Source organism: Wujia chipingensis, assembly GCF_014337155.1.
Taxonomy (GTDB): domain Bacteria; phylum Bacillota; class Clostridia; order Lachnospirales; family Lachnospiraceae; genus Coprococcus_C; species Coprococcus_C hominis.
Map to the genome: position 1 here is coordinate 62791 of NZ_CP060632.1, position 26534 is coordinate 89324.

General features: G+C 41.2%; 24 protein-coding genes and 1 tRNA gene. 17 read left to right on the plus strand and 8 right to left on the minus strand.

The features are described 5' to 3' along the window. Positions 1–76 precede the first annotated feature (76 nt). The 3 genes from serS to H9Q76_RS00345 are packed head-to-tail and all read left to right on the plus strand — an operon-like array spanning position 77 to position 3251. The gene (gene serS, locus H9Q76_RS00335; protein ID WP_021984221.1) at positions 77–1354 is read left to right on the plus strand and encodes a serine--tRNA ligase; all 1278 of its coding nucleotides are present in this window, start codon (positions 77–79) and stop codon (positions 1352–1354) included. Between the two features lie 32 nt (positions 1355–1386). After that, the gene (locus tag H9Q76_RS00340; protein WP_117781715.1) at positions 1387–2262 is read left to right on the plus strand and encodes a DUF3881 family protein; all 876 of its coding nucleotides are present in this window, start codon (positions 1387–1389) and stop codon (positions 2260–2262) included. 23 nt (positions 2263–2285) lie between these two features. After that, entirely contained in the window at positions 2286–3251 is a 966-nt protein-coding gene (locus H9Q76_RS00345) for an ROK family protein (RefSeq protein WP_021984219.1), read from the plus strand. A 12-nt stretch (positions 3252–3263) separates the two neighbouring features. Here H9Q76_RS00345 and H9Q76_RS00350 read toward each other — a convergent pair. Continuing rightward, positions 3264–3337, minus strand: a tRNA-Arg gene (locus tag H9Q76_RS00350). Positions 3338–3383: 46 nt separating this feature from the next. On the opposite strand from H9Q76_RS00350, the gene H9Q76_RS00355 reads away from it, so the two are divergent. From H9Q76_RS00355 to H9Q76_RS00365, 3 genes are read left to right on the plus strand one after another with little or no spacing between them, the layout of a single operon-like run. After that, positions 3384–4796, plus strand: a complete 1413-nt coding sequence (locus tag H9Q76_RS00355; protein ID WP_021984218.1) for a glycoside hydrolase family 1 protein — start codon at positions 3384–3386, stop codon at positions 4794–4796. Positions 4797–4828: 32 nt separating this feature from the next. Further along, positions 4829–5455, plus strand: a complete 627-nt coding sequence (locus H9Q76_RS00360) for a hypothetical protein (RefSeq protein WP_021984217.1) — start codon at positions 4829–4831, stop codon at positions 5453–5455. Between the two features lie 2 nt (positions 5456–5457). After that, positions 5458–6411: a 3'-5' exonuclease gene (locus H9Q76_RS00365; protein ID WP_021984216.1), complete on the plus strand. Its 954-nt coding sequence runs from the start codon at positions 5458–5460 to the stop codon at positions 6409–6411. Between the two features lie 17 nt (positions 6412–6428). Here the strand turns inward: H9Q76_RS00365 and rsmG are convergent, their stop codons facing one another. After that, positions 6429–7151 carry a 16S rRNA (guanine(527)-N(7))-methyltransferase RsmG gene (gene rsmG, locus H9Q76_RS00370; RefSeq protein ID WP_021984215.1) on the minus strand — a complete coding sequence of 241 codons (723 nt, stop codon included), beginning with the start codon at positions 7149–7151 and terminating at the stop codon, positions 6429–6431. Positions 7152–7162: 11 nt separating this feature from the next. Then, the gene (mnmG, locus tag H9Q76_RS00375) at positions 7163–9121 is read right to left on the minus strand and encodes a tRNA uridine-5-carboxymethylaminomethyl(34) synthesis enzyme MnmG (RefSeq protein ID WP_021984214.1); all 1959 of its coding nucleotides are present in this window, start codon (positions 9119–9121) and stop codon (positions 7163–7165) included. Between the two features lie 368 nt (positions 9122–9489). Here mnmG and mnmE point away from each other — a divergent pair, with 368 nt between their 5' ends. Then, positions 9490–10866 (plus strand): tRNA uridine-5-carboxymethylaminomethyl(34) synthesis GTPase MnmE, encoded by a 1377-nt coding sequence (gene mnmE, locus H9Q76_RS00380; RefSeq protein ID WP_249321874.1) that lies wholly within the window; start codon positions 9490–9492, stop codon positions 10864–10866. Between the two features lie 418 nt (positions 10867–11284). Here mnmE and jag read toward each other — a convergent pair whose 3' ends face one another. From jag to rpmH, 5 genes are read right to left on the minus strand one after another with little or no spacing between them, the layout of a single operon-like run. Continuing rightward, complete coding sequence (gene jag, locus H9Q76_RS00385; protein WP_021984104.1) at positions 11285–11914, minus strand: RNA-binding cell elongation regulator Jag/EloR; 630 nt, start codon at positions 11912–11914, stop codon at positions 11285–11287. A gap of 15 nt (positions 11915–11929) precedes the next feature. After that, complete coding sequence (locus tag H9Q76_RS00390) at positions 11930–13201, minus strand: YidC/Oxa1 family membrane protein insertase (RefSeq protein WP_249321346.1); 1272 nt, start codon at positions 13199–13201, stop codon at positions 11930–11932. Between the two features lie 40 nt (positions 13202–13241). Then, a complete protein-coding gene (gene yidD, locus H9Q76_RS00395; RefSeq protein WP_021984102.1) occupies positions 13242–13454 on the minus strand; it encodes a membrane protein insertion efficiency factor YidD in 213 nt (70 codons plus the stop codon). Beyond that, positions 13451–13813, minus strand: a complete 363-nt coding sequence (rnpA, locus tag H9Q76_RS00400; protein WP_118374732.1) for a ribonuclease P protein component — start codon at positions 13811–13813, stop codon at positions 13451–13453. Before rnpA ends, yidD begins: the two co-directional genes overlap by 4 nt. A gap of 41 nt (positions 13814–13854) precedes the next feature. Next, a complete protein-coding gene (gene rpmH, locus H9Q76_RS00405; RefSeq protein WP_021984100.1) occupies positions 13855–13989 on the minus strand; it encodes a 50S ribosomal protein L34 in 135 nt (44 codons plus the stop codon). A 414-nt stretch (positions 13990–14403) separates the two neighbouring features. Here rpmH and dnaA point away from each other — a divergent pair, with 414 nt between their 5' ends. The 10 genes from dnaA to H9Q76_RS00455 all read left to right on the plus strand — a co-directional run bounded on the left by dnaA (position 14404) and on the right by H9Q76_RS00455 (position 26526). After that, on the plus strand, positions 14404–15783 hold the full coding sequence (gene dnaA / locus H9Q76_RS00410) for a chromosomal replication initiator protein DnaA (RefSeq protein WP_021984099.1): 1380 nt from the start codon (positions 14404–14406) through the stop codon (positions 15781–15783). A gap of 267 nt (positions 15784–16050) precedes the next feature. After that, positions 16051–17166, plus strand: a complete 1116-nt coding sequence (dnaN, locus tag H9Q76_RS00415; protein ID WP_021984098.1) for a DNA polymerase III subunit beta — start codon at positions 16051–16053, stop codon at positions 17164–17166. Between the two features lie 11 nt (positions 17167–17177). Further along, positions 17178–17393, plus strand: coding sequence for an RNA-binding S4 domain-containing protein (locus H9Q76_RS00420; protein WP_117780903.1), 216 nt, complete (start codon positions 17178–17180; stop codon positions 17391–17393). 24 nt (positions 17394–17417) lie between these two features. Then, positions 17418–18509, plus strand: coding sequence for a DNA replication/repair protein RecF (gene recF / locus H9Q76_RS00425; protein ID WP_196020627.1), 1092 nt, complete (start codon positions 17418–17420; stop codon positions 18507–18509). Further along, positions 18502–20424, plus strand: coding sequence for a DNA topoisomerase (ATP-hydrolyzing) subunit B (gyrB, locus tag H9Q76_RS00430; RefSeq protein WP_118374731.1), 1923 nt, complete (start codon positions 18502–18504; stop codon positions 20422–20424). The genes recF and gyrB overlap by 8 nt, the downstream gene beginning before the upstream one ends. Before the next feature lie 14 nt (positions 20425–20438). Beyond that, entirely contained in the window at positions 20439–22994 is a 2556-nt protein-coding gene (gyrA, locus tag H9Q76_RS00435; RefSeq protein ID WP_196020623.1) for a DNA gyrase subunit A, read from the plus strand. A gap of 22 nt (positions 22995–23016) precedes the next feature. Continuing rightward, positions 23017–23220: a hypothetical protein gene (locus H9Q76_RS00440; protein ID WP_021984093.1), complete on the plus strand. Its 204-nt coding sequence runs from the start codon at positions 23017–23019 to the stop codon at positions 23218–23220. A 61-nt stretch (positions 23221–23281) separates the two neighbouring features. Continuing rightward, positions 23282–24124 carry a fumarate hydratase gene (locus H9Q76_RS00445; protein ID WP_196020621.1) on the plus strand — a complete coding sequence of 281 codons (843 nt, stop codon included), beginning with the start codon at positions 23282–23284 and terminating at the stop codon, positions 24122–24124. A gap of 113 nt (positions 24125–24237) precedes the next feature. Further along, the gene (locus H9Q76_RS00450; protein WP_249321347.1) at positions 24238–25884 is read left to right on the plus strand and encodes a DUF4153 domain-containing protein; all 1647 of its coding nucleotides are present in this window, start codon (positions 24238–24240) and stop codon (positions 25882–25884) included. A 33-nt stretch (positions 25885–25917) separates the two neighbouring features. Next, positions 25918–26526: a Fe-S-containing hydro-lyase gene (locus H9Q76_RS00455; RefSeq protein WP_118374251.1), complete on the plus strand. Its 609-nt coding sequence runs from the start codon at positions 25918–25920 to the stop codon at positions 26524–26526. Positions 26527–26534 lie beyond the last annotated feature (8 nt).

Genomic DNA, 26534 nt, shown 5'->3' on the forward strand with positions numbered 1-26534 from the left:
ATGATACAAAATTTTTGATATCAATTTTTTAACAAATATTTTAAACTACTATTATAAATAAGAAAGGACGACAATTATGTTAGACATTAAATTTGTTCGTGAAAACCCAGACGCTGTAAAGGAGAATATCAAGAAGAAGTTTCAGGATGCGAAGCTTCCATTAGTAGATGAAGTCATCGAGCTTGACAAGCAGGCAAGAGCCCTTCAGCAGGAAGCCGATGAGCTTCGTGCAAAGAAGAACGCTATTGCAAAGCAGATTGGTGCATTGATGGCACAGGGCAAGAAGGAAGAGGCAGAAGAAGTTAAGAAGGAAGTTGCAAAGAACGCAGCCCGTCTGGCAGAGCTGGAGAAGCAGGAGCCACAGGTGCGTGAAGAGTTAAAGAAGAAAATGATGGTCATTCCGAACATCATTGATCCGACTGTTCCAATCGGTAAAGATGATTCTGAGAATGTAGAGCTGGAGCGTTTTGGCGAGCCAGTTGTTCCAGATTTTGAAGTTCCTTATCATACAGACATCATGGAGAAGCTGAACGGTATTGATCTTGACAGTGCAAGAAAGGTAGCCGGAAATGGTTTCTACTATCTGATGGGCGACATTGCAAGACTGCATTCAGCCGTTATCAGCTATGCAAGAGATTTCATGATTGACCGTGGATTTACTTACTGTGTACCACCTTTCATGATCCGCAGCAACGTTGTAACCGGTGTTATGAGTTTCGCTGAGATGGATGCCATGATGTATAAGATTGAGGGTGAGGATCTGTATCTGATCGGTACAAGTGAGCACTCTATGATTGGTAAGTTCATCGATACAATGACACCAGAGGAAGAGCTTCCTAAGACTCTGACAAGCTACTCTCCATGCTTCCGTAAAGAGAAGGGTGCACATGGTATTGAGGAGCGTGGTGTTTATCGTATCCACCAGTTTGAGAAGCAGGAAATGATCGTTGTCTGCAAGCCAGAGGATAGCAAGATGTGGTTCGACAAGCTGTGGAAAAATACAGTTGATCTGTTCCGTTCTATGGATATTCCAGTTCGTACAATCGAGTGCTGTTCTGGTGATCTGGCAGACTTAAAGGTAAAATCTTACGACGTTGAAGCATGGTCTCCACGTCAGAAAAAATATTTCGAAGTTGGTAGCTGTTCAAACCTCGGTGATGCTCAGGCACGTCGTCTTGGCATCAAGGTAAAGGGCAAGGATGGAAAATATTTTGCTCATACATTGAACAATACTGTTGTTGCTCCACCTCGTATGCTGATTGCATTCTTAGAGAACAACCTGAACGAAGATGGAAGCATCAACATTCCAAAGGTGCTTCAGCCATATATGGGCGGTAAGACAAAAATCTGTTAATCCATTTCCCATGCGGAAATGCTGGAGGTAGTATGCATACTTATCTACGTGCGATCGGTTTTCGCGAATGTAAAAATAGACAGCAATTGGAAGATATTTATCGTCACACGTTGAATACTCCAAACCGCAAGATAATGACGACGATCAGCGTCGATACGTCGCTGCTGCAGTTTGAAAAAGATTTTGGTAAGAATTTCGGACTCTCGCTCGTTGGTGAATATGACATCAAGGGTTCTTTATCCATTGAACATTATTTTCCTTATTTGAAGGGAGACCGGTTCATGCAGTTTGAGAACATCACGATTCAGAAACAGACCGACAAAGAAAGCTATGCGGGAGTCTGCGAAGATTACCATCTTGGTATGACGATTATCTTCTATGTCATCAATATCGCAGATTATGCAAAATCCAAATGGTTGAATTATTCCAACCGGCAGATCACGAAGGTCAAGTTTTCTGCTTTGTCTGTAGCTGGAACGGTTCTGCTTGGTATGCATCATTCCAAGCATCAGATAGCCGTCGAATCGAAAGGACGGAACCGCAGAAACCAGCTGCTCGATGCAGCGCGAAACGGTGATACCGACGCGATGGAACAACTGACCTATGACGAAATGAACACCTACACCTCTATTTCTTCCAGAGTCATCAAGGAGGATGTTCTTTCGATCATCGATACAAGCTTTATGCCTTGCGGTGTGGAATGCGACCATTACATGGTTATCGGAAATATCTATGCAGTGGAGAAGCTGCAAAATATATACAGCAAAGAGATCGTCTATAACTTGCTGATTGAAGCAAATGGATTGATGATCAACGTCGGCATCAATGAAGCAGATTTACAGGGAGAACCAAAGGTCGGCAGACGGTTTCGCGGAGAAATCTGGTTACAGGGTGTCGTGACAATATAATATACTTTCAGGAAGGAGATTTTATGTATCTAGTATTTGACGTAGGTGGAACTTTTGTAAAATACGCTTGGATGAGTATGGACGGTAATATTCAGGAAAAAGGAAAATACCCAACCCCGACCAAGGAAGGAGAATCTGTACCAGAATTCGTGGAATCTCTCGGACAGATTTATGACAAATACAAAGATCAGGGTGTAGAAGGAATCGCCCTTTCTTTGCCAGGACTTATCGACGCAGAAAATGGTATCATCCGAAACGGCGGTGGTATCAAATATCTGAAGGACGCACATCTGGCAGAACTGCTTGGTGCGCGCTGTGACGGTGTGAAAATTTCCATGGAAAACGATGGAAAATGTGCAGCCCTTGCAGAAGTCTGGATGGGTAATGCCAAAGGCTGTAAGAATGCAGCTGTAGTCATCCTTGGAACCGGCATCGGCGGTGGTATCGTAATCAACGGACATGTGCATCGTGGAAAAGATCTGTCTGCCGGAGAATTATCTTATTTCTTCGCAGATACCCTGACAAGAAAAGATGTGGATAAAATCTTTGATATTGATTCAATCAGCGATATGGAAGAAGAATACGAGAAGCTTCCTTATCTTTGGTCTACTTCGTATTCTACACGTGCTTTTTGTTATCAGGTTGCAGTGGCAAAAGGCATCAATCCAAAAGAATTCAACGGGGAACTTCTTTATAAGATGGCAGAAGAAGGCGATCCGGTTGTCCTTGATATGTTGGAAGATTTTTATTTTACAACTGCAAAATATCTGTTCAACATCTTTGCCATTGTCGATCCGGATATCATCTTGCTCGGCGGTGGAATCAGCGCGCAGCCTGCATTCGTGGAAGGTGTAAAGCGCTATGTTGAAAAGTTAAAATCCATCAGCATGATTACAAATTTTATCAAGGTTGATGTATGTAAGTTCGGAAATGATTCGAATCTGCTCGGTGCTCTTTACAGCTTCCGACAGATGTACCTGGAAAATTAGACAATAAAAAAATGTTCCCGAGGCGATTCGAACGCCCGACCTACCGCTTAGGAGGCGGTTGCTCTATCCTGCTGAGCTACGGAAACAAATCGTTATCTATTTTATAATATTTTTGATAGGAGGTCAATATCCATGATTTTAAAAAAGCTGAAACCAATGCCAAAAGATTTTCTGTGGGGTGCATCTACCAGTGCATATCAAGTAGAGGGTGCAAACCTGACACATGGAAAAGGACCAAGTGTACAGGATATCAAGAAGGTACCGGAAGGCACCAGTGAATTAGATGTATGTGCTGATTTCTATCATCACTACAAAGAAGATATTGCTCTGATGGCAGAGATGGGATTTAAGACATTCCGTTTTTCTGTTGCATGGTCCCGTATTCTTCCGGAAGGAACCGGTGCGGTCAATCAGGAAGGTATCGATTTCTACAACAATGTCATCGACGAATGTCTGAAATATAACATTGAGCCACTTGTTACGATGTTCCATTTTGATCTTCCAGCAGCCCTTGAGAAGAAGGGTGGATGGTCAAGAAGAGAGAGTGTTGATGAATTCGTAAACTTCGCAAAGATTCTTTACGAGAACTATGGTGATCGTGTAAAATACTGGCTCACGATCAACGAGCAGAACGTATTAACCTTAAATGGAGAAGTGATTGGCACCTGTGATTTAAAGGGTGTGGATAACAAATATAAGAAACTGTATCAGGAGAATCATCATATGCTGCTTGCTCAGGCAAAGGCTATGGCTCTGTGTCATGAGATGGTACCGGGCGGAAAGATTGGTCCTGCACCAAACATTTCTCTTGTCTATCCGGCAAGCTGCAAGCCAAAGGATGTATTAGCAGCACAAAACTTAAATGCAATCCGTAACTGGCTGTATCTTGATATGGCAGTTTTTGGTCGTTACAACAATCTTGTATGGGCATTCTTAGAGGAACACGATGCAACACCAGTTATCGAAGATGGCGACATGGATATCATGGCGAGTGCGCATCCGGACTTTATTGGATTTAATTACTACTCTACAGCAACGGTAGAATGGAACGATGGAACAGAACCTGCTGGCAGAGGAGATCAGCAGATCAGTGGCGATGAGCCTGGCGTATTTAAGGCTTATCCAAATCCAAATCTGCTTCGTACCGAGTTTGGCTGGGAGATTGATCCGGATGGGTTCCGCGCAACGATGCGTGAGATCTACAGCCGTTATCATCTGCCAATGATCGTCACAGAGAACGGTCTTGGTGCTTACGATAAGCTCACAGAGGATGGCAAGGTACATGACCAGTATCGTATTGAATACTTGAGAAAGCATATCGAGCAGATTAAGCTTGCATGTTCCGAAGGTGTAGAAATGATGGGCTATTGTCCGTGGTCAGCGATTGACCTTGTATCAACCCATGAAGGTGTTGTTAAACGTTATGGATTTATCTATGTAAACCGGGATGAATTCGATCTGAAAGATCTGGCAAGATACAAGAAAGATTCCTTCTACTGGTACAAGAAGGTCATCGAAACAAATGGAGAAGATTTGACAGATTAAACCGGTTTCACGTGTAGAACGGAGGGTGTTACATGAACCGCAAATCAAGTACAACTCTTACAATCAGTGCTGTCGCTTTTATAGCGGCACTGCTGATTGACTTATATTTAATATTGGTATATCCTTCCATGATTCAGGTTATCATTGCAGTCTCTTTGATTGTCGTCGTTGATACCTATTTCTTAGTGGATGGGATTCTTGCGAAGGTCGATGAAATCGCAAACCTGAACCTCGATAAGCAGAACGAGCTTACCAAGGTAGAGAAAGGTATCTACTCAGTTGCAAAAAGAGAAGAGGTTTCCCGTACCCAGAGTATGTCCGCCATTCTTGATATGATGTTGGAAATGAAGGACGAGAATTCCAAGCTGTTGTCTGAGATCAAGGATGATAATTCAAAGCACATGAAAGATCTCATGGAACAGGATAAGCTGATGACAAAGATTCAGTTGAAGAAGGATGTAGACAATACCGACCGTGTGGTAAGCAGCACGGAAAAGATGGCTGTTTTGATTACAAAAATGGCAACCGCAAATTCACGTTCTTCCAATGAGACCATTGAAATTCTCAATGATATCTGCAAAGAACTGGAACAGCGTAACGGAAAAACAGAGGATGAGAACGACTACTCCCATCTTCGCATAATGGATAAGGCAGAATAAACATGAACTATATCATATTTGATTTGGAATGGAACCAGTGCTGTGGTGGCAGAGATATGGAAAACCCGCGCATGCCATTTGAAATCATAGAAATCGGTGCAGTCAAGCTGGACAAAAAATTTAATATTATCGACACATACTCCAGTATTATAAAACCAAAGCTCTACAAAAAGCTGCAGCCACATATCAAGACTATTTTAAATTATGATGAATCCACACTTCGAAAGGGACGACCGTTTGATATGGTGTATCGGGAATTCATCAAATGGTGTGGACAGGATGATTATATCTTTGGCACATGGGGTTCGATGGACTTGAATATCTTACAAACAAACATGGATTACTACTATTTAAAGCCAATGCCCGTGCCGTTAAAGTTTTATAATGTACAGCAAATCTATGCAGATATGTATGACGAAGATGGTAAGATTGTAAAGCTGAAAAAAGCAGTCGAACATCTGAAGATAGAAGTGGAAGAGGATAAACCATTTCACAGTGCAGTGAATGATGCATACTATACCGGACTTGTGCTGAAAGCAATGTCTCCAAGAGATCTGGCAGACCGGTATTGTTACGATATCTACAACAATCCGAAGGATAAAAAGGATGAGATCATATCTCATCATAAGCATTATTTAGAACATATCTCCAGAGAATACCATTGCAAGGAGGAAGCAATTTCAGATATTGATCTGATGGCTCCAATCTGTTATCGCTGTGGTAAAAAATTAGCACCAAAAGTAAAATGGTTTGCAAATACGCCGAACTCCTATACCTGCATTGGAAAATGCTGGCATCACGGATTGGTGAGTGGCAAGATACGATTTAAACAATCAAGAAACAACAATATATTTGTCATTAAAACGATGGTTCCAACCGATAAAAAAGGTCTGGAAGCCATGAAAGAGCGACAGGACGAACTCCGGATAAGACGTCAGACAAAGCGTCATAATTAAAACAACCCCTTGGCTGATTAGCCGAGGGGTTGTTTGCTTGCAGTTCCTGCTTTTCGCGGATATGCTTTTGGTGTCTGTTTTTCTTTTCTGATAAATACAAAGCTCCGACTGATATCCGAATCCGGAAGCATGAGTTTTTCTACTTTTTCAATCTTACCACCGAGAATCTGGATTGCCTTTTTTCCCTGTGTGATTTCTTCCTCCACCGTTCCGGTTTTATATGGAATAAAGTAGCCTCCAACCTTCACAAATGGAATACAATACTCCGAAAGCACTGCCATATTTGCTACCGCACGTGAAACTACAAAATCATATTTCTCACGCATTGCCTTATCTCTGGCGCCTTCCTCTGCACGTCCATGTACCGCTGATATCTCATTCAAGTTTAACGCTTCAATCACATCCTGCAGGAATTTAATACGTTTGTTCAGAGAATCAAACAACGTTACCTGCAGATTTGGAAATGCAATTTTTAACGGAATACCCGGAAATCCCGCACCCGTTCCCACATCAATAATTTTATATGGTTTTTCCCACATCTTCACATATCCGGCAAGTGCAAGACTGTCAATAAAATGTTTCAGAATTACTTCTTCCCGCTCTGTAATAGCCGTCAGATTCATCACCTTGTTTTTCTCAATCAGCATATCATAATACTGCTCGAATTGTGCAAGCTGTGCATCGGTCAAAAGCACCTGTCCCTCTGTGATCTGTTCTACATATATTCTAACTTTTTCCATTTTCTATATTCCTATGCCTGTTTCTTTGTCTCCAGATAAATCATCAACACCGACACATCTGCCGGCGATACACCAGAGATACGCGATGCCTGTCCGAGCGAAGTTGGACGGATATTGGATAATTTCTGTCTAGCTTCTTTTCTCAGATTTGCAACATCATCATAATTGATATCATCTGGAATCTGCTTTTTCTCCATCTTCTGGAAATGTTCTACCTGTTGTTTCTGACGACTGATATAACCATCATACTTGATTGCAATATTGATCTGTTCTACTACTTCATCGTCCAAAGTAATCTTATCTGTCGTATCAACATCAAGCAATGTTTGGTATGCTTCCTGTCTGCCAGTATCTAATTCTTCCAATGCTTCATAAGAAAGCTCTGGTCTGCGGATAAGCTCTGCCAGCGTTGCAGCTGTTCCAAGTGAAGAGCTTCCATGCTTCGACAGAAATTCCTGTACATGCTTATTTGCACCCACGGATATTTCATTCATACGTGTAATTTCCGCATCAATCTGTCTGCGCTTCTCGCAGAATTTCTCATAACGGGCTTCGTCAATCAAACCAATTTCATGTCCGATATCTGTCAGTCGCAGATCCGCATTATCCTGCCGTAAAAGCAGTCGATACTCTGCACGGCTCGTCATCATACGGTATGGTTCCTGTGTCTCCTTTGTTACGAGATCATCAATCAAAACACCAATATATGCCTGCGAACGATCCAAGATCACTGATGGTTTGTTCTGCAGCTTCCGCGCTGCATTGATACCAGCCATGATACCCTGTGCAGCTGCTTCCTCATATCCAGAGCTGCCATTGATCTGTCCGGCACTGAACAGTCCATCCATATCTTTAAATTCCAGATTTGCCTTCAGGTTTGTCGCATCAATACAATCATATTCAATCGCATATGCATTTCGAACAATTGCTACATGCTCCAGTCCCGGTACTGTATGAATCATCGCATACTGCACATCTTCCGGCAGGGAAGAAGACATACCACCCATATACATCTCATTTGTAAATTCACCCTCCGGCTCAATAAACAACTGATGGCGGTCTTTGTCCGGGAACTTCATGACCTTATCCTCAATAGAAGGACAGTATCTCGGTCCGGTTCCCTCAATAAATCCAGAGAAGAGCGGAGAACGGTCAATATTATCCTTGATAATCTTATGTGTTTCCTCGTTCGTATAAGTCAGCCAGCAGGAAATCTGATCCCGCTTGATATCTTCCTCTTTATTCGTAAAGGAAAATGGAACGATATGCTCATCACCTTTTTGCTCCTGCATCTTGGTAAAATCAATCGTCTTTTTATCTAGTCTTGCTGGTGTACCTGTCTTAAATCGCCGGATAAAGATACCTGCATCCCGCATGGAATCAGACAAGTGATTTGCTGCTGAAAGACCATTTGGACCCGTATAATTCACAACATCACCATAGATGCATCTTGCCTTCAAATACGTTCCAGTACATAAGATAACTGCCTTTGCATGATACACTGCACCTGAATACATACGGACGCCACAGATGATTTTCTGGTCTTTCATTTCATCGGTAATTTTCGTATCATATAAAAGCTCAGCGACCTCACCCTGACGGAGTGTCAGATGTTCCTGATTCTGAAGTGTTAAACGCATCTGCTTTGTATATTCGCCCTTGTCTGCCTGTGCACGCAAAGAGTGTACGGCAGGACCTTTGGATACATTCAGCATCTTGCTCTGAATATAGGTCTTATCAATATTTTTACCCATCTCACCGCCTAAGGCATCAATTTCACGCACCAGATGTCCTTTGGAGCTTCCACCGACATTTGGGTTGCATGGCATCAGGGCAACGCTGTCCATGCTGATAGTGAACAGGATGGTTTCAAGACCGAGTCGAGATGCTGCAAGGGCGGCTTCACAGCCCGCATGGCCGGCACCAACGACGATAATATCATATTCTTCCTCTATATATTTTTTCTCCATAACTTTAAGATTCCTTTTTCTAAACGATTTTTATGATTTACTTTTTTCATAGAAATAATATAAGAATACACAATTTCACGCAGACGCGCTCTCGCTCACTTCCACACGCAACGGACACTAAACTCACAGTGATACATCACTGTTCGTTAAGTGCCGGCGTGTTCCAATGGTCTGCGTTAAAATTGGTATATCTTATATTATTTCATCTACATTATGAATCATGAAAATCGTTTATCTACATATTCAACTTTAACTAAATAATTATACCTTGTTGAATAAAAAAAGAAAAGGTATAATAGAGGAAATTGTGATTTTCCCGTATGTTGGTGCATTCACATGCGGGTACCTTATTGAAAGAAAGGTGTTTGATTATGGGTGAGACGATTGCTGCGATTGCAACCGGGATGGGAGATTCCGGCATAGGCATTATACGAATCAGTGGAGATACAGCGTTACAGATTGTAGATCAGATATTTCAACCGGTGAATAAAAAGAAAACAATTTTAAATATGGATAGCTATACCGCTGCTTATGGAAAGATCATCTACGAAGATGAAATCTATGATGAAGCAGTTGCACTCGTCATGCGTGCCCCAAAGACATACACAACCGAAGATGTTGTGGAACTTGATTGTCATGGTGGTATCACCGTATTAAAACGTGTGTTAGATCTCGTGATCCGGCTTGGTGCAAGACCAGCTGAACCGGGTGAATTTACGAAGCGTGCATTCTTAGGTGGACGGATTGATATGTCACAGGCAGAATCTGTCATGGATCTCATTCATGCCAAAAATGATATGGCAGCAAAATCATCCCTGCTTCAGCTTCGTGGTGAATTAAAGACTGTGATTACAGACTTGCGTGATACTTTACTTTATAACATCGCATATATTGAATCCGCCTTAGATGACCCTGAAAATTATTCATTAGATAACTTTCCACAGCAATTACACACCACTGTGGATAACATGTTGATAACTGTAAATCATTTACTGTCAACCAGTGAGAATGGACGTATTATCAAAGAGGGAATCCGTACAGTTATTGTTGGACGTCCAAATGCAGGTAAATCCTCTGTTTTGAACATGCTGTTAGGCGAGGAACGTGCGATTGTTACAGAGGTTGCCGGTACAACGAGAGATACGCTGGAGGAACTGGTCAATATCGACGGAATTACGCTAAATATCGTGGATACAGCGGGTATTCATGATACAGAAGATATCGTAGAAAAAATCGGTGTAACCAAGGCTATGACAACGATTTCTGACGCGGATCTGATTCTTTATATCGTAGATGGAACATGCGCTCTAAATGATGATGATTACCATATTATGGACGCTTTACAGGGCAAAAAAGTCATCACTTTGATCAATAAAAACGATCAGAATCTGGTTGTGGATAAGTTGGGGATAACTTCAAAATTAGAGACTAAAATACTGGAAATATCAGCGAAAGAGGGCACTGGCAAAGAACAACTTCACGACCTGTTGAAGTCCATGTTCTTCAATCAGGAGCTCACCTATAACGACGAACTTTACATCACCAACCTGCGCCACAAATCATTACTCTATGACACAAGAGAGAGCCTGAACAAAGTCTTAGAAAGTATCGACATGGGAATGGGAGAGGACTTCTTCACGATTGATCTGATGTCCGCCTACACATCGCTTGGCAAAATCATTGGAGAAGAACTTGAAGACGATCTCGTCAACAAAATATTCGCCGAATTCTGCATGGGAAAATAAGGTCAATTATCGATCAAATATATTAATAAATAGAATAAACAAGAAATAACTTTTTTATTTCATTACAGTAAATAAAATAATTGCAAAACATACTTAAATTTTTTCATATATTTCAATATGAATTCATTCTAATATACGATATGTTTGAATCCTAGAAGTTCTTAATGTTCTGTTATTACACTAGCCATGTTTGAACACGATGTTCAAACAAGCCGCCACTGAGCCATGGATGGCGAATTGGCGGTGGTGGCGTATTATATCAATATATAAATCAGAACATTTAGAACTTCTTAGATTCAATACATTGTATATAGAATGAATCATATTGAAATATATGTTTCAACTACTACTATGTTTTGCAATTATTTCAACTCACTAAAAAAGGATAATCGTTTTTCAACGATTATCCTTTTTATAATTAAGCATTTTTCTTCAAGTAGATAACAACCTTACGATAAGGCTCTTCACCCTCACTTCTAGTAGCTACATATTTATCATTCTGAAGAGCAGAATGGATAATTCTTCTCTCATAAGGATTCATAGGCTCTAAAGTAAAAGGTCTTCTTGTTCTCTTAACCTTGAATGAAATATTCTTTGCAAGATTCTCGAGCGTATCTTTTCTTCTTGCACGATAATTCTCTGTATCAAGCTTGACACGGATATAAGATTCACTCTTCTTATTTACAAACAGACTGATCAGATACTGCAGAGAATCCAATGTCTGTCCACGTTTACCAATCAGGATACCCATATCCGGACCTTCCACGTCAATATCCATCGTTGCTTCTGCTTCATCGTAATCGATTGTAACCTTTGCTTCGATATCCATAGCCTTGAATAAGTTATCAAGGTATTCCTGAATATCATCTAAAAAGCTTTCCTTTTTCTTTGCCTTAATGACTGCCTGCTTTGCACCGATTCCAAGGAATCCTGAGGAACCCTTCTCGATTACCTCATAATCAAGCTCTGTGCTTGCACAACCGAACTCTGTAGATGCGAGTGTAATTGCCTCATCAACAGTCTTGGCCTTAAACTCTCTATATTCCATCTTAACTCCTAAATATTACTTATCCTTGTCATTGTTATAATTCTGCATGATATTTGCTTTGGAAGCAAGCGATCCTGCACGATATTTTGTTCCGCCATCTGTTCCGGACTTCATCGTGTTGGAAGTATAACTCTTCAAGCTTGCATTCGTTACGCTGCTTGTTGCTTTACCTTCTTCCGAAGAAGATGCCTGTCCATAAGCAGCCTCCTGCATTTTCTCCATAAAGGATTTCTTGTTTTTCTTCTTCTTTTTTGCATTCTTCTTTGCAGCCTTTGCCATACTCTTTTCCAAAATCTTGTCCATATCACAATGCTTAAAGTAAGCATTTGTACAAACAGTTGTAAGGAAAGAGATAAAGGAACCCATTGCCCAGTAAAGACCTACACCACAAGGTACATTCACACAGACGAAGAAAGAGAAGATTGGCATGACATACATCATGGTCTTCATTGTTCCCATCGTAGCCTGCTGTGTCGGATCATCCGAACCCTGCATTGGTGTTACCTTCATGCTCAAAAACTGGAAGATGAGTGATAATACAGGAATTATAATTGCTGCTGTCAATGCAAAATGTGGAACGGCTGTCAGATCCAAACCGAAGAAGTTATAAATCTGCTTGATGTTATCCACATTACCATTCGCTGTCATCGCATCAACGACCGCACCTGAATTACCAAGCTTTGCAGCAAATGTATCCCACAATGTTCTTGGGAAATTTGCAAGCACATCAATGATCGTATTTGTATTTTCATAGTTGATGGACTTCATCGCATTTGTAAGCTGCTGTCCACCATCTGCTGTTACCGCTTCCAAAGCCTTCTGTGCAGCGGAATCACCCTGGATTGCTGTTGCGATTGGCTTGTACATATCATATACCTTTGGTACATATGCAGGTATATTCTGAATTACACGGTACAAAGCAAGGAAAATCGGAAGCTGGATCAACGATGTCAGACATCCACTTGTCATACTGACACCATATTTACTCTGAATCTCTTTCGTGATTCGCTGTACTTCCATCATTGACTGCTGATCTGTCTTACCTCTGTACTTCTTAGTTGCCTTGTTGATTTCCGGCTGAATCATTGACATAATCTTGCTTGAACGATTCTGCTTATACATCAACGGGAATATGATCAAACGTACGATCAGCGTAAAAAGAATAATCGCAATACCGATTGATTCTACGCCGATTGCATTCAACCCGCGATAGAGCAAACTAAGAATAGCTCCTAAAAGCCTCGAAATTGGCTTAATAATAAAGCCACCTGACTGTGTTAAAAACATACTGTCCTCCAATTAGTCGTGTAAGACCCTGTCTTACATATTAAGGAACTGGATCATATCCACCTTTTGAAAATGGATTGCATCGAAGGATTCTCCATACTGTCAGGGCTGTTCCTTTGAAAAAACCATATTTCTGATATGCTTCAATCGCATAATTGGAACAGGTTGGATAATATTTGCAGTGACCATAACGTTTCCAGGGTGAAATGTATTTCTGATACAGACGTATCATCTTAATACATGCCTTTTTCATTCCATCACCTCCGGAACAGTATCCTGCATCAAAATCTCATGTTTTTTCGCCAGATACAAAAAAGCAGAATCTATCTCATGAAAAGATTTACCTTTTGCATTCATTCTCGCGACAACCACAAGATCATATCCCGGTTTTATCCGATATTGATTCAAACGATACGTTTCCCTGATCAGTCTGGTCAAACGATGCCTGACCACACTATTACCAACTTTCTTACTAACAGAGATTCCAATTCTACTGTAATCCAAGTTGTTGGCCCTCAGATACATCACTAAATACTTATTGGCAAACGATTCTTTTTGGTTATACACCTTGCCGAACTCTCTGTTATTTTTAAGTGTAACTATATGTCTCATACAATTCTCCACTTAATGAAAAAGGTCACAGTACCTGTGACCTACGCTGATAACTGCTTTCTGCCCTTAGCACGTCTTGCGGCCAATACCTTTCTTCCGTTCGCTGTGCTCATTCTCTTTCTGAAGCCGTGAACTTTAGAACGCTGTCTCTTCTTTGGCTGAAATGTCATTTTCATAATGAAAGTCCTCCTTTTCTATATAGTTATGCCCGAAAACTGCATACTCGCCTATTATATTGAAAAAATAAGCTTCCGTCAATAGAAGTTATCCACAAATATATAGGGATATACCCACCTAATTTACATAATGTTATCCACAAATTGTTATTAACTTGTGGAAAACTTGTATATTTCATGTTCATTTATCCTCAAAATGCCTATTTTACGTCATTTTGGATATACACAATTTTCCAAGTAAACCTAATTTTACTTTACATAACATTTTATATCACTCATTATTATTTTTCTTCTTATAATTATGTAGTAAAAATCTCCGAAATCCACGCCCAAAACTTGCTAAAATTCTGAATTTATTGTAAAATAGAATCCAAGTGTGCGGATAAAGGAAGCACGGTATTTAGGAGTTATGATATGAAAGAATTAATCGAATCAAAATGGGAAGAGATCCTGTCTCTTCTGGAAACTGAATATGACATTTCCAGTATCATGATCAATACATGGATTCGTTCCCTCAAAATATATGAGGTTAAAAACAATACGGTTTATTTTTATGTAGATGAAAAGCTCGGTGAGAATGCGCTCAAGTTTTTAAAGCGCAAAGAGTTTGACATTTTTTTACTTTCCTCTATTCGCGAGACATTAAATGACAGTACGATTGATATTGTGATTGACGAAAAGAAAAATCTGATTGAAAGCGACGAAGAAGCCAGAAAAGAGTCTGTACAAAAATCCGACTCTTACAAGGAAGCAGTCAGCCGCAGCAATCTGAATCCAAAATATACATTTGATACGTTCATTGTCGGAGAAGGAAACCGACACGCTCACGCGACATGTCTGGCAGTTGCCGATCTTCCGGGACAGGATAATTTCAATCCATTGTTCTTATATGGAAACTCCGGACTTGGAAAGACTCATCTCATGCAGTCCATCGCACATTACATCCTGCAGAAGGATGATAAGACGAAAGTTTTGTATGTACCATCTGAGACATTTACACATGAGATTATCGACGCGATCAAGAATCATACAACAAATGAATTCCGTGAAAAATACAGAAATGTGGACGTCCTGTTGATTGATGACATTCAATTTATCATCAAAAAGGAGAGTACACAGACGGAATTTTTCAATACGTTTAATGAACTTTATAATAATAAGAAACAGATTATTCTTTCTTCCGACCAGCCTCCAAAGGAGCTGCAGTCTTTGAATGAAAGAATCCGTTCCCGTTTTGAATGTGGTATCCCGATTGATATTCACGAGCCTGACTATGAAACACGTATGGCAATCCTCAAGACGAAAGCGGAGATGGATCATTTAAATGATATTCCGGAAGAAGTGTTCCAGTATATCGCTGAGAATGTAACCAACAACATCCGGGAGCTCGAAGGTGCTCTTCATAAGATAGGCATTTTCTCCAAGCTTATGAAAGAAGAAGTTACACTGGAGACAGCCAAGGAATCTCTAAAGGATCTGATCAACAAAGAGAAGAATGAGACAATTACCGGTGAGACAATTCTCAAGACAGTATCCGAGCATATGAATATCTCTCCAGATGATATTCGCTCCAAGAAGCGTAGTCAGGATATCGCGACAGCCAGACAGGTCGTTATGTACTTATGTCGAAAGCTTACCGTCATGTCTCTGCAATCTGCGGGCAATATCGTCGGCGGTCGTGACCATACGACAGTCATCAACGGCATTAACCGTGTTGAGGCGAAACGGAAAGAAGATCCGGCATTCAACAATACGATTGAGACGATCATCAAAAAGCTGGATACAAACGCATAGATTTACACATAAATTTGTGATTTGATTGAAGATAACCTGTTGACACTTTTTTGAACCATTCTTATGTTAACTTTAATGTGTGAAGTTATCCAGATGCTTCCACAGAGAGTGAAATGCATTTCAACATGGTTATAAAGGTGGATTTAACCAGCATCCATCAATGTTTTTGAGGGTTATATACATATCCACAGCTACTACTATTACTACTACTAATTTATATTCTATATTTATGACTCAGGCACAGCCTCGAAAGGAGTTTCAACTAACATGAAGATAAAATGTTCAAAAGTAAACCTGTTAAATTCTCTTAACATCGTTTCAAAAGCAGTTTCTACAAAAACAACATTACCAATCTTGGAATGTATCTTAATTGATGTATATGCAGACAGCATTAAGCTGACAGCAAATGACCTTGAGATTGGTATTGAAACAATCTTAGATGGTGAAGTAATCGAGATGGGACGCATTGCGATTGAAGCAAAGCTGTTCAATGATATCGTTCGTAAGCTTCCAAACAGTGAAATCTTTATCGAAACAACACCGGATTATAATACAATCATCCGATGTGAAAAATCAAAGTTTGTCATTCCATCCAAATCTGGTGAGGACTTTACAGAACTTCCTCAGATTGAGAAGGAAAAGAGTATTGAACTTTCCCAGTTTTCTTTGAAGGAGATTATCCGACAGACAATATTCTCTATCTCAGATAATGAGAATAACAAGCTGATGACTGGTGAGTTGTTTGAGGTAAAGGATGGTGTGCTTCAGGTCGTATCTCTGGATGGACATCGTATTTCACTTCGTAATCTGGCATTGAAGGGAAATGCTTCGAATGTAAGCGTTGTTGTACCGGGAAAGACACTCAATGATCTGTCAAAGATCATCACAGGTGGTGTCGATGATATGGTAACGGTTTACTTTACAGACAGACATATTTTATTTGAGTTTGAGAATACAATAGTAGTATCCCGTCTGCTTGAGGGAGAATATTTCAAGATCGTACAGATGCTTTCTATGGATCATAAGATCAAGGTTCGCGTAAATAACAGAGAGTTGTTTGATTGTATCGATCGTGCTTCTATCCTTATGCGTGAGTCAGATAAGAAGCCAATCGTTGTCAGTATCAAAAATGATAACCGTATGTATCTCAAAGTCGATACGATGATGGGTTCCATGAATGAAGAAATCGAAATCACAAAGGATGGAGAGGAAATCATCATTGGATTTAATCCAAGATTCCTGACAGATGTGTTGAAGGTTATTGACGATGAAGACATCTTTATCTACATGCGTGATGCAAAATCACCATGTATCATCCGGGATGATGCAGGAACTTATATCTATGTTGTATTACCAGTCAATATCAATGCGGGGGCTTATTAATCATGGGTGAGATGCATATTTTAAAGCTTCGCGAGGGCGAGGAATATATCAAATTAGGACAGGCACTTAAAGCGACTGGTCTTGCAGATTCTGGAATTGATGCAAAGGAAATCATTCAGCAGGGACTGGTTTTAGTCAATGGTGAGATTGATGAACGTCGTGGAAGAAAGCTCTATGATGGTGATGAAGTCGTGTTTGATGATAATAAGATTAGTATTCAGAAATAATTTCTGTGCAAATGAGGTGTAGGCATGTATATTGAAAATCTGGCACTGCAAAATTACAGAAATTATGCGCGTGCCGAGATTACATTTTCCGATGGTATCAACATTTTATATGGGGATAACGCACAGGGAAAGACCAACATATTGGAAGCTATCTACCTGATTGGAACGACAAAGAGTCACAGAGGAAGCAAGGATCGGGAAATCATACGGTTTGATGCAGATGAAAGTCATATCCGCGCAGAAATAAAAAAAGATGGTATGCATCGACGGATTGATATGCATCTGAAAAAGGGCAAATCAAAAGGAATTGCGATTGATATGGTACCAATCCGCAGAAGTTCTGAGTTGCTTGGCACGATGAATATGGTTTTCTTTTCCCCGGAGGATCTTTCTATCATCAAAAACAGTCCGGCAGAGCGAAGAAATTTCATGGATATGGAATTATGCCAGTTGGATAAGATTTATGTGAGTCTGCTGGCAAATTATAAAAAAGTGTTAGATCAGAGAAATAATCTGTTAAGGCAGATTAGCTTTGATAAAAGTAAAATGGATATGCTGCCAGTCTGGGATGACCAACTGGTAAAATATGGTATAGAAATCATTAAAAAAAGGAATCATTTTATTGATTTGATAAATGAGATAATTCCTGATATACATAGCAATTTAACGTCGGGAAAAGAACATTTGTGTCTGGTATATGAGAAAAATGCAGAAGAGGAAAGCTTTGCATCGATGCTTGCAGAAAAACAGGAGATGGACTTACGTTATCAGACAACACAGACCGGTCCTCACCGCGATGATATCGCGTTTTTGATCGACGGTATGGATGTGAGAAAGTTCGGTTCGCAGGGACAGCAGCGTACAGTGGCGCTGTCATTGAAGCTTGCAGAAATCGAGCTGGTAAAGAGACTGATACAGGATAATCCCATATTACTGTTAGACGATGTAATGTCTGAGCTGGATCGAAGCCGGCAAGATGCGTTATTAGAGTCTATTCGAGGAATCCAAACGATTCTTACATGTACAGGATATGATGATTTTATAAAGGAACGGCTGACAATCGATAAAGTCTATAAAGTTGTTGCCGGAACGATACAGGAGGAGTTAGATGGGTAATCAAAATGAAAGCAATTATGATGCGAATCAAATCCAGATTCTGGAAGGTTTGCAGGCGGTTCGTAAAAGACCAGGTATGTATATCGGTAGTACCTCGACAAGAGGACTTCATCATCTTGTATACGAAATCGTAGACAATTCAGTCGATGAGGCATTGGCAGGATTCTGTACAGAAATCGATGTATCAATCAACGAAGATGGTTCTGTCACCGTTATCGATAATGGACGTGGTATTCCGACAGGTATCCACAAGAAGGCTGGTATTCCAGCCGTTGAAGTTGTATTTACAATTTTGCATGCCGGCGGTAAGTTCGGCGGTGGCGGATACAAGGTATCCGGTGGTCTGCATGGTGTAGGTGCATCCGTTGTAAATGCGCTTTCGAACTGGCTGGAGGTTGAGATTTCCAGAGATGGCAAGATATACAAGCAGCGTTATGAACGAGGAAATGTAATATATAAATTAAAAGAGGTTGGTAAGACCGACAAGACCGGAACAAAGGTTACATTTATGCCGGACGATACAATCTTCGATGATGTTATCTTTGATTATAAGGTGCTTCGTACGAGACTTCGTGAGATGGCTTTCCTCACAAAGGGATTGAAGATTAATCTTGAAGATAAGCGTGAGGGCAAGGAACAGAGAGAATCCTTCCACTATGAGGGTGGTATCAAGGAGTTTATCGCTTATTTGAACAAGACAAAGACTGCGCTTTACGACAAGATTATCTATATCGAGGGTAACAAAGATGATATTTATGTCGAAGTGGCAATGCAGCACAACGATTCTTACAACGAGCTTACTTTGAGCTTTGTAAATAATATCAACACACCGGAAGGTGGTATGCATCTGACAGGATTTAAGAGTGCTATCACGAAAGTCTTCAATGATTATGCAAGAAGCAATAAGATTCTGCGTGACAAAGAAGAAAACCTGTCCGGTGATGACCTGCGAGAAGGTCTGACCGCTATCGTAAGTATCAAGATTCCGGAGCCGCAGTTTGAAGGACAGACAAAGCAGAAGCTTGGTAATGCAGAAGCGAGAACCGCGGTAGAAGGACTTGTGACAGAGAAACTTACGTATTTCTTAGAGCAGAATCCTCAGGTGGCAAAGGCTATCGTAGGAAAAGCAGTTGTCGCACAGCGTGCCCGTATGGCAGCCAGAAAAGCAAGAGATGTTGCCCGTAAGAGTACACTTGAGACGAACATGGCGCTTCCCGGTAAGCTTGCCGATTGTTCGGATCCAAATCCAAAGAACTGTGAAATCTATATCGTAGAGGGAGATTCTGCCGGTGGTTCTGCAAAGACTGCCAGATCCCGTGCAACACAGGCAATCCTTCCACTGCGTGGTAAGATTCTGAATGTAGAGAAAGCAAGAATCGACCGGATTCTGGAAAATGCAGAGATTAAAGCCATGATTACTGCATTTGGTACCGGTATTCGTGAGAATTTCAATATTGAGAAGCTTCGTTATGACAAAATCATTATCATGACCGATGCCGATGTCGATGGTGCACATATTGCAACGCTGATGCTTACATTCTTCTTCCGGTTTATGCCGGATCTGATCAAGGAAGGACATGTATACTTAGCACAGCCACCACTGTATAAGCTCGAGAAAAACAAGAAGACATGGTATGCATACAGTGATGAAGAACTGGCGGATATCTTAAATGAAGTTGGTCGTGACCAGAATAACAAGATCCAGCGATACAAAGGACTTGGTGAGATGGATGCTGAGCAGTTGTGGGATACAACTATGGATCCGGAAAAGCGGGTTTTATTGCGTGTAGCAATTGATGAGAACAGTGAGTCTGAGCTAGACTTAACCTTCGATACATTGATGGGTGAGAGAGTAGAGCCAAGACGTGAATTTATTGAGGCAAATGCAAAATTCGTTAAGAATCTTGACATTTAAGTAGGAGGAGAACAATGGACGATAGTACAATTTTTGATAAAATCCATGAAGTGGATTTGAAGAAAACCATGGAAGAATCGTATATCGATTATGCCATGAGCGTTATCGCTGCAAGAGCTCTTCCGGATGTGCGAGATGGTTTAAAGCCTGTACAGCGAAGAATCTTACATTCCATGGTGGAACTGAACAACGGTCCGGATAAGCCACATCGTAAATGTGCCCGTATCGTCGGTGATACAATGGGTAAATATCATCCACATGGTGACAGTTCTATCTACGAGGCACTCGTAAAGCTGGCACAGGAATGGAATACAAGATATCCACTGGTCGATGGACATGGTAACTTCGGTTCCGTCGATGGGGATGGCGCGGCTGCGATGCGATACACAGAGGCACGTCTCTCCAAGATTTCGATGGAGATGGTTGCGGATATCAACAAGGATACGGTTGATTTTGTACCAAACTTTGATGAGACAGAGAAAGAACCGGTCGTACTTCCAAGCCGTTATCCAAACCTGCTCGTAAACGGTACAACCGGTATTGCCGTAGGTATGGCAACCAATATTCCGCCTCACAATCTGCGTGAGGTAGTAAATGCAGTTGTAAAGATTATTGATAACCGTGTGAATGAGGATCGTGAGACAGAAATCGAAGAAATCATGGAAATCATCAAGGGACCGGATTTCCCAACGGGTGCATCTATCCTTGGTACAGCCGGTATCAATGAAGCATATAGAACCGGTCGTGGTAAGATCAAGGTACGTGCCGTATCCGAGATCGAGCCGATGGCAAATGGAAAGCAGAGAATCGTTGTGACTGAGCTTCCATATATGGTAAATAAGGCAAAGCTGATCCAGAAGATCGCAGAGCTTGTCAAGGAGAAGAAGATTGAGGGTATTACAGCTCTCCGTGATGAAAGTTCCCGTGAGGGTATGCGTATCGTCATCGAGCTTCGAAAAGACTGCAATGCGAATATCGTGCTGAACCAGTTATACAAGCACACACAGATGCAGGATACATTTGGTGTAATTATGCTGGCATTGGTGGATGGACAGCCTATGGTATTAAATCTCTTGGAAATGCTTGGATATTATATCAAGCATCAGGAAGAGGTTGTCACAAGAAGAACGAAGTTTGACTTGAACAAAGCGGAAGATCGTGCTCATATATTAGAGGGATTATTGATTGCCCTCGATAATATTGATGAGGTTATTCAAATCATCCGTAGTTCCAAATCCGTTGCCGATGCAAAGCTTGCATTGATCGAGCGTTTCGGTTTGTCCGATGCACAGGCACAGGCTATCGTAGATATGCGTCTGCGTGCTCTGACCGGTTTGGAAAGAGAAAAGCTTGAGAAAGAATACAGAGAATTGATGGAACTCATCAAAGAGTTGAAGGCAATTCTCGCAGATGAGAAGCTGCTCCTTGGTGTAATCAAGGAGGAAATCCTGATCATCGCAACAAAGTATGGCGATGACAGAAGAACTTCTATCGGCATTGATATGGATGATGATATCACAGTTGAAGATCTGATTCCGAAGGAAAATGTTGTAATCGCTATGACAAAGCTTGGCTATGTAAAGCGTATGACAATCAATAACTTCAAGAGTCAGAACCGTGGTGGTAAGGGCATCAAGGGCATGCAGACAATCGAGGATGATTTCATCGAGAATCTGTTCATGACAACGACGCATCATTACATCATGTTCTTCACGAATCAGGGACGTGTATATCGTCTGAAGACGTATGAGATTCCGGAATCCGGACGTACTGCAAGAGGAACGGCAATCGTAAACCTCTTACAGCTCCAGCCGGATGAAGTGATCACAGCAGTCATTCCAATTCGTGAGTACCATGAGGGAAGATACCTGATCATGGCTACAAAGAATGGCATGATCAAGAAGACAAAGATTACCGAGTATGCAAATGTTCGTAAGTCCGGACTTGCTGCAATCACCCTGAAAGAGGGCGACGAGCTGATCGAAGTAAAGGCAACGAACAATACGAAGGATATCATCCTGATTACAAAGCAGGGTATGTGTATCCGCTTCAATGAGAAGGAGGTTCGTTCAACCGGACGTACATCGATGGGTGTCATCGGTATGAGTGTTGCCGGTGATGATGAGGTTATCGGCATGCAGCTTGATACACAGGGCGAAGCACTTCTGATCGTATCCGAGAATGGTCTTGGTAAGCGTACTCTTGTCGAAGAATTTACACCACAGCACCGTGGCGGTAAGGGTGTGAAGTGTTACAAGATCACAGACAAGTCCGGAACCGTTGTAGGATTTAAGGCGGTCAATGATGATAACGAGATCATGCTGATTACCAACCAGGGTATTGTAATAAGACTCCTGTGTAAGGATATCTCTATATTAGGCAGAATTACAACCGGTGTGAAGCTCATCAACATGGATCTGGAAAGCGATATTACCGTTGCAAGTATTGCAAAGGTTCGTCAGAAATCTGCAGATGAATCCGAGTCTTTAGAGATGATGGAACGCGAGATGAACGAGGCAGACAATGAAGAAGGTAATGTAGAAGAGCCGGAGAGTCCGGAAGATAAGTAAATCGTGAAAAGAGGGAAAAGCGATGAACGATAGTATTAAAGAGGGCTTGGAAGGTCTTTCCAAGATGGATGGCGTATCCAATTTCTTATATGCACTTATGTATTGGGTAGGTGTTATATTTGTACTGTTATTTGTGACATACATTTTTGTATCTATTTATGTGCGTGCACAGAATAAGAAGCGCGGAATTGATACGAAGGATAAAGACGATTATTTGGATGATTAAGAAAAGGGCTGCTATATGAGAAATCGTGTAGCAGCCTTAGTATGTTAAAAAGGAGTAAACCATGCGAACATTACACACAGACAAAATCATTGAAGCAGTGAAAGAAATGTGTATCTCGGCCAATCTGTATCTGGCAGATGATATGGATGGAAAGATACGTCAGGCGGCAAAAGAGGAAGACAGCACACTCGGCAAACAGATTTTGAATCAGTTGATTGAGAATATGGAGATTGCCGGAGAAGATAAGATACCAATCTGTCAGGATACAGGAATGGCAGTGTTCTTCGTGAATGTTGGACAGGATCTGCACATTGAAGGAATGAATCTCACGGATGCCATTAACGAAGGTGTGAGAAGAGGATATACTGAGGGGTATCTGCGGAAATCTGTCGTGAGAGATCCACTTCTGCGTGAGAACACCGGAGACAATACACCGGCAATCATCCATTATGATATTGTACCGGGAGATCAGCTGGAGATAACGATTGCGCCGAAGGGATTTGGTAGTGAGAATATGAGCAAGGTATATATGCTGAAACCGGCAGATGGAGAAGAAGGAATCCGTCAGTCCGTGCTTGCAGCAGTGAAGGATGCTGGACCAAATGCTTGTCCTCCGATGGTAGTCGGTGTTGGACTTGGCGGTGATTTTGAGCTTGCGGCAAAGCTTGCGAAGAAAGCACTCACAAGACCGGCAGGATCACATTCGGAGAAGGCACATATTGCGAAGCTCGAAGAAGAGATATTGGAGCTTGTGAACAAGACTGGAATCGGACCGGGTGGACTTGGAGGAAAGACAACGGCGCTTGCAGTCAATATTGAAACCTACGCAACGCATATCGCAGGTATGCCACTTGCAGTCAATATGTGCTGTCATGTAAACCGTCACAAGACAGTTGTGTTGTAGAAATATAAAGGATAGGGATGAAATGACAGAGAAAAATGTACAGGAGATTGGATGCATGCATGTGTAGGTTATAAACGAGAATCATGCGTGCCTGAAAGAAAGGAGATATGTACTTGGGAAAGGTTTCAAATTATATCAACCAGAATATGGCGAAATTCAAACAGATTTACATACGTTATGCTGCGAGTATTTTCTGTGTGTTTATCATAGCGGTTGTGAGTATCATAGCAAATCAGAAAAAAGGGTTTGACATAGAATCTATCGTGACTGTGTGTTCTATCTGGCTTGCCGGGAATTTTCTGGTTGAGAGTCTGTGGAAGAAAACAGCAGAAGAAGCACAGAAAAACAAACAGAAATGGCTGATCGGATATGGCGTAACGTTTGTGATTGCAATCGTATTTGAGAATTTGTCAGAGATTCTTAAAGCACAGAAAGCGGATATACCGAATCTGATATTTGAAAGTATCTTGTATTTTTACATTGCATGCACGGTGCTTCTTGCAATCTATGTATTGCTCCGGCAGCAACAACTGGATCTGCCACATTGTATCGGACGGATTATATTCGCATTGCTCCGGGCAGTTGGTGTCTATCTGGTGTTAAATATTGCGGTTATCCTGATTCTTGAAATTATTGATGCATTGCTTGTGGATATAGATACGTTCAGAGTGGAGTTGAATATCCAGTTATTGCTGAGTGCACTTGCGTATTTTCCAACCTGCCTGCTTGCTGTCTCGGACACAAGCGAAGATAACGCGGCATTTACGAAGAAATTTGTATCGTATGTGCTACTTCCATGCGTGTGGATTGCGATGTTCGTAATCTATCTCTATGTTGTAAAAATTTTCGTGACGCAGGAGGTTCCGAGCAACGAAATCTTCAGTATCTGTGCAAGTCTTTTTGCAATTGGTATGCCAATCTGGATGATGGCATCCGGGTTCGTGGAGGAGAAGTCTTCACGTTATAAGAAACTGATCCATATTACGAAATATATCTATGCACCGTTTATCCTGCTTGAAATCTATTCTATGTCAGTGCGTGTCAAAGCATATGGACTGACGGAGCAGCGATATGCGGCAATCATGTTTATACTGCTTCAGATCATCTATATTCTGTGGAACCGGCATTATGAAAATCTGATCCTTGTATTCGTGGGATGTTTATTAATAGGACTTCTGCTTCCATTTGGAAATGCATCTTACCTGTCTTATCAGTCACAGAAAAACAGGTTTGTAAAGAATCAAACTTCGGATAAGGAAGTGGCTGCGGAAGCGTATGATTATTTGCGTGGAAATGCGTATGGCAGACGATACATAAAGACCAATCTCACGGAAGCGGAGCAGGATGAATTACATAGTATGATGTATGGTGGAGATACGCATGACAGTGAACAATGGGAATCTGTATATTTTTATGCAGATCCAATTGAAGAGAAAGGAATCATCATCGATGGATATGCAAAAATCTATACGATGACTGCACATTGGAACGAGGAAAGCACAATCGAAAACTATGAGAATAAAACGATTACAGTCGGAGACAGCGAATATAAGAATGTAGATTTTACTTCCTGTATTTCATATTATAAGAATCTGGAGGATAAAAGAGAAAATCAGAAGATAAACGAAAAAGACATAGTCTATGAAATACAAGTCAGTGATACGGAAAAGCTGATTATAACGTATATCAGCTTCGAAATAGACGAAAAGCAAGATAAGATAAACAGGATGTTTATGAAGGGATATATGTTGACAAAGTAAGTACAATAAAAAATAGTAGTGGAGGACTAGAACATGGAACGACATATTGCAGTACCATTTAGCGAAGAGGAATTAAAGGAGCTTCATGCAGGAGATTATATCTATCTGACCGGCACGATTTACAGTGCCAGAGATGCTGCACACAAGCGGATGTATGATGCTATCTGCGTGGAGCAGGAGAAACATCCGGAAGTAGAGTATAGCGGAGCAAAGCTGTATGAGGATCAGATTCTGCCACTGGATATTACAGGAAATACAATCTATTATCTCGGACCGACACCGGCGAAGCCGGGACAGGTCATCGGTTCTGCCGGACCTACAACAAGCAGCCGTATGGATAAATATACACCGCTTCTGCTTTCAAAAGGGTTGAAGGGCATGATTGGAAAAGGCAAGCGCAGTCAGGCAGTCATTGATGCAATCGTGAAGGAAAAAGCCGTATATATGGCAGCCGTCGGCGGAGCGGGTGCACTTTTATCCAAATGTATCAAGGAGTCCGAGGTAATCGCTTATGATGACCTTGGAACCGAGGCAATCCGTAAGATGCGCGTGGAGAATCTTCCGGTAATCGTCGTGATCGACAGCGAGGGACACAATCTGTATGAGACGGCGGTTGCAGATTATCTGAAGGAGCATAATTAAAAATATGA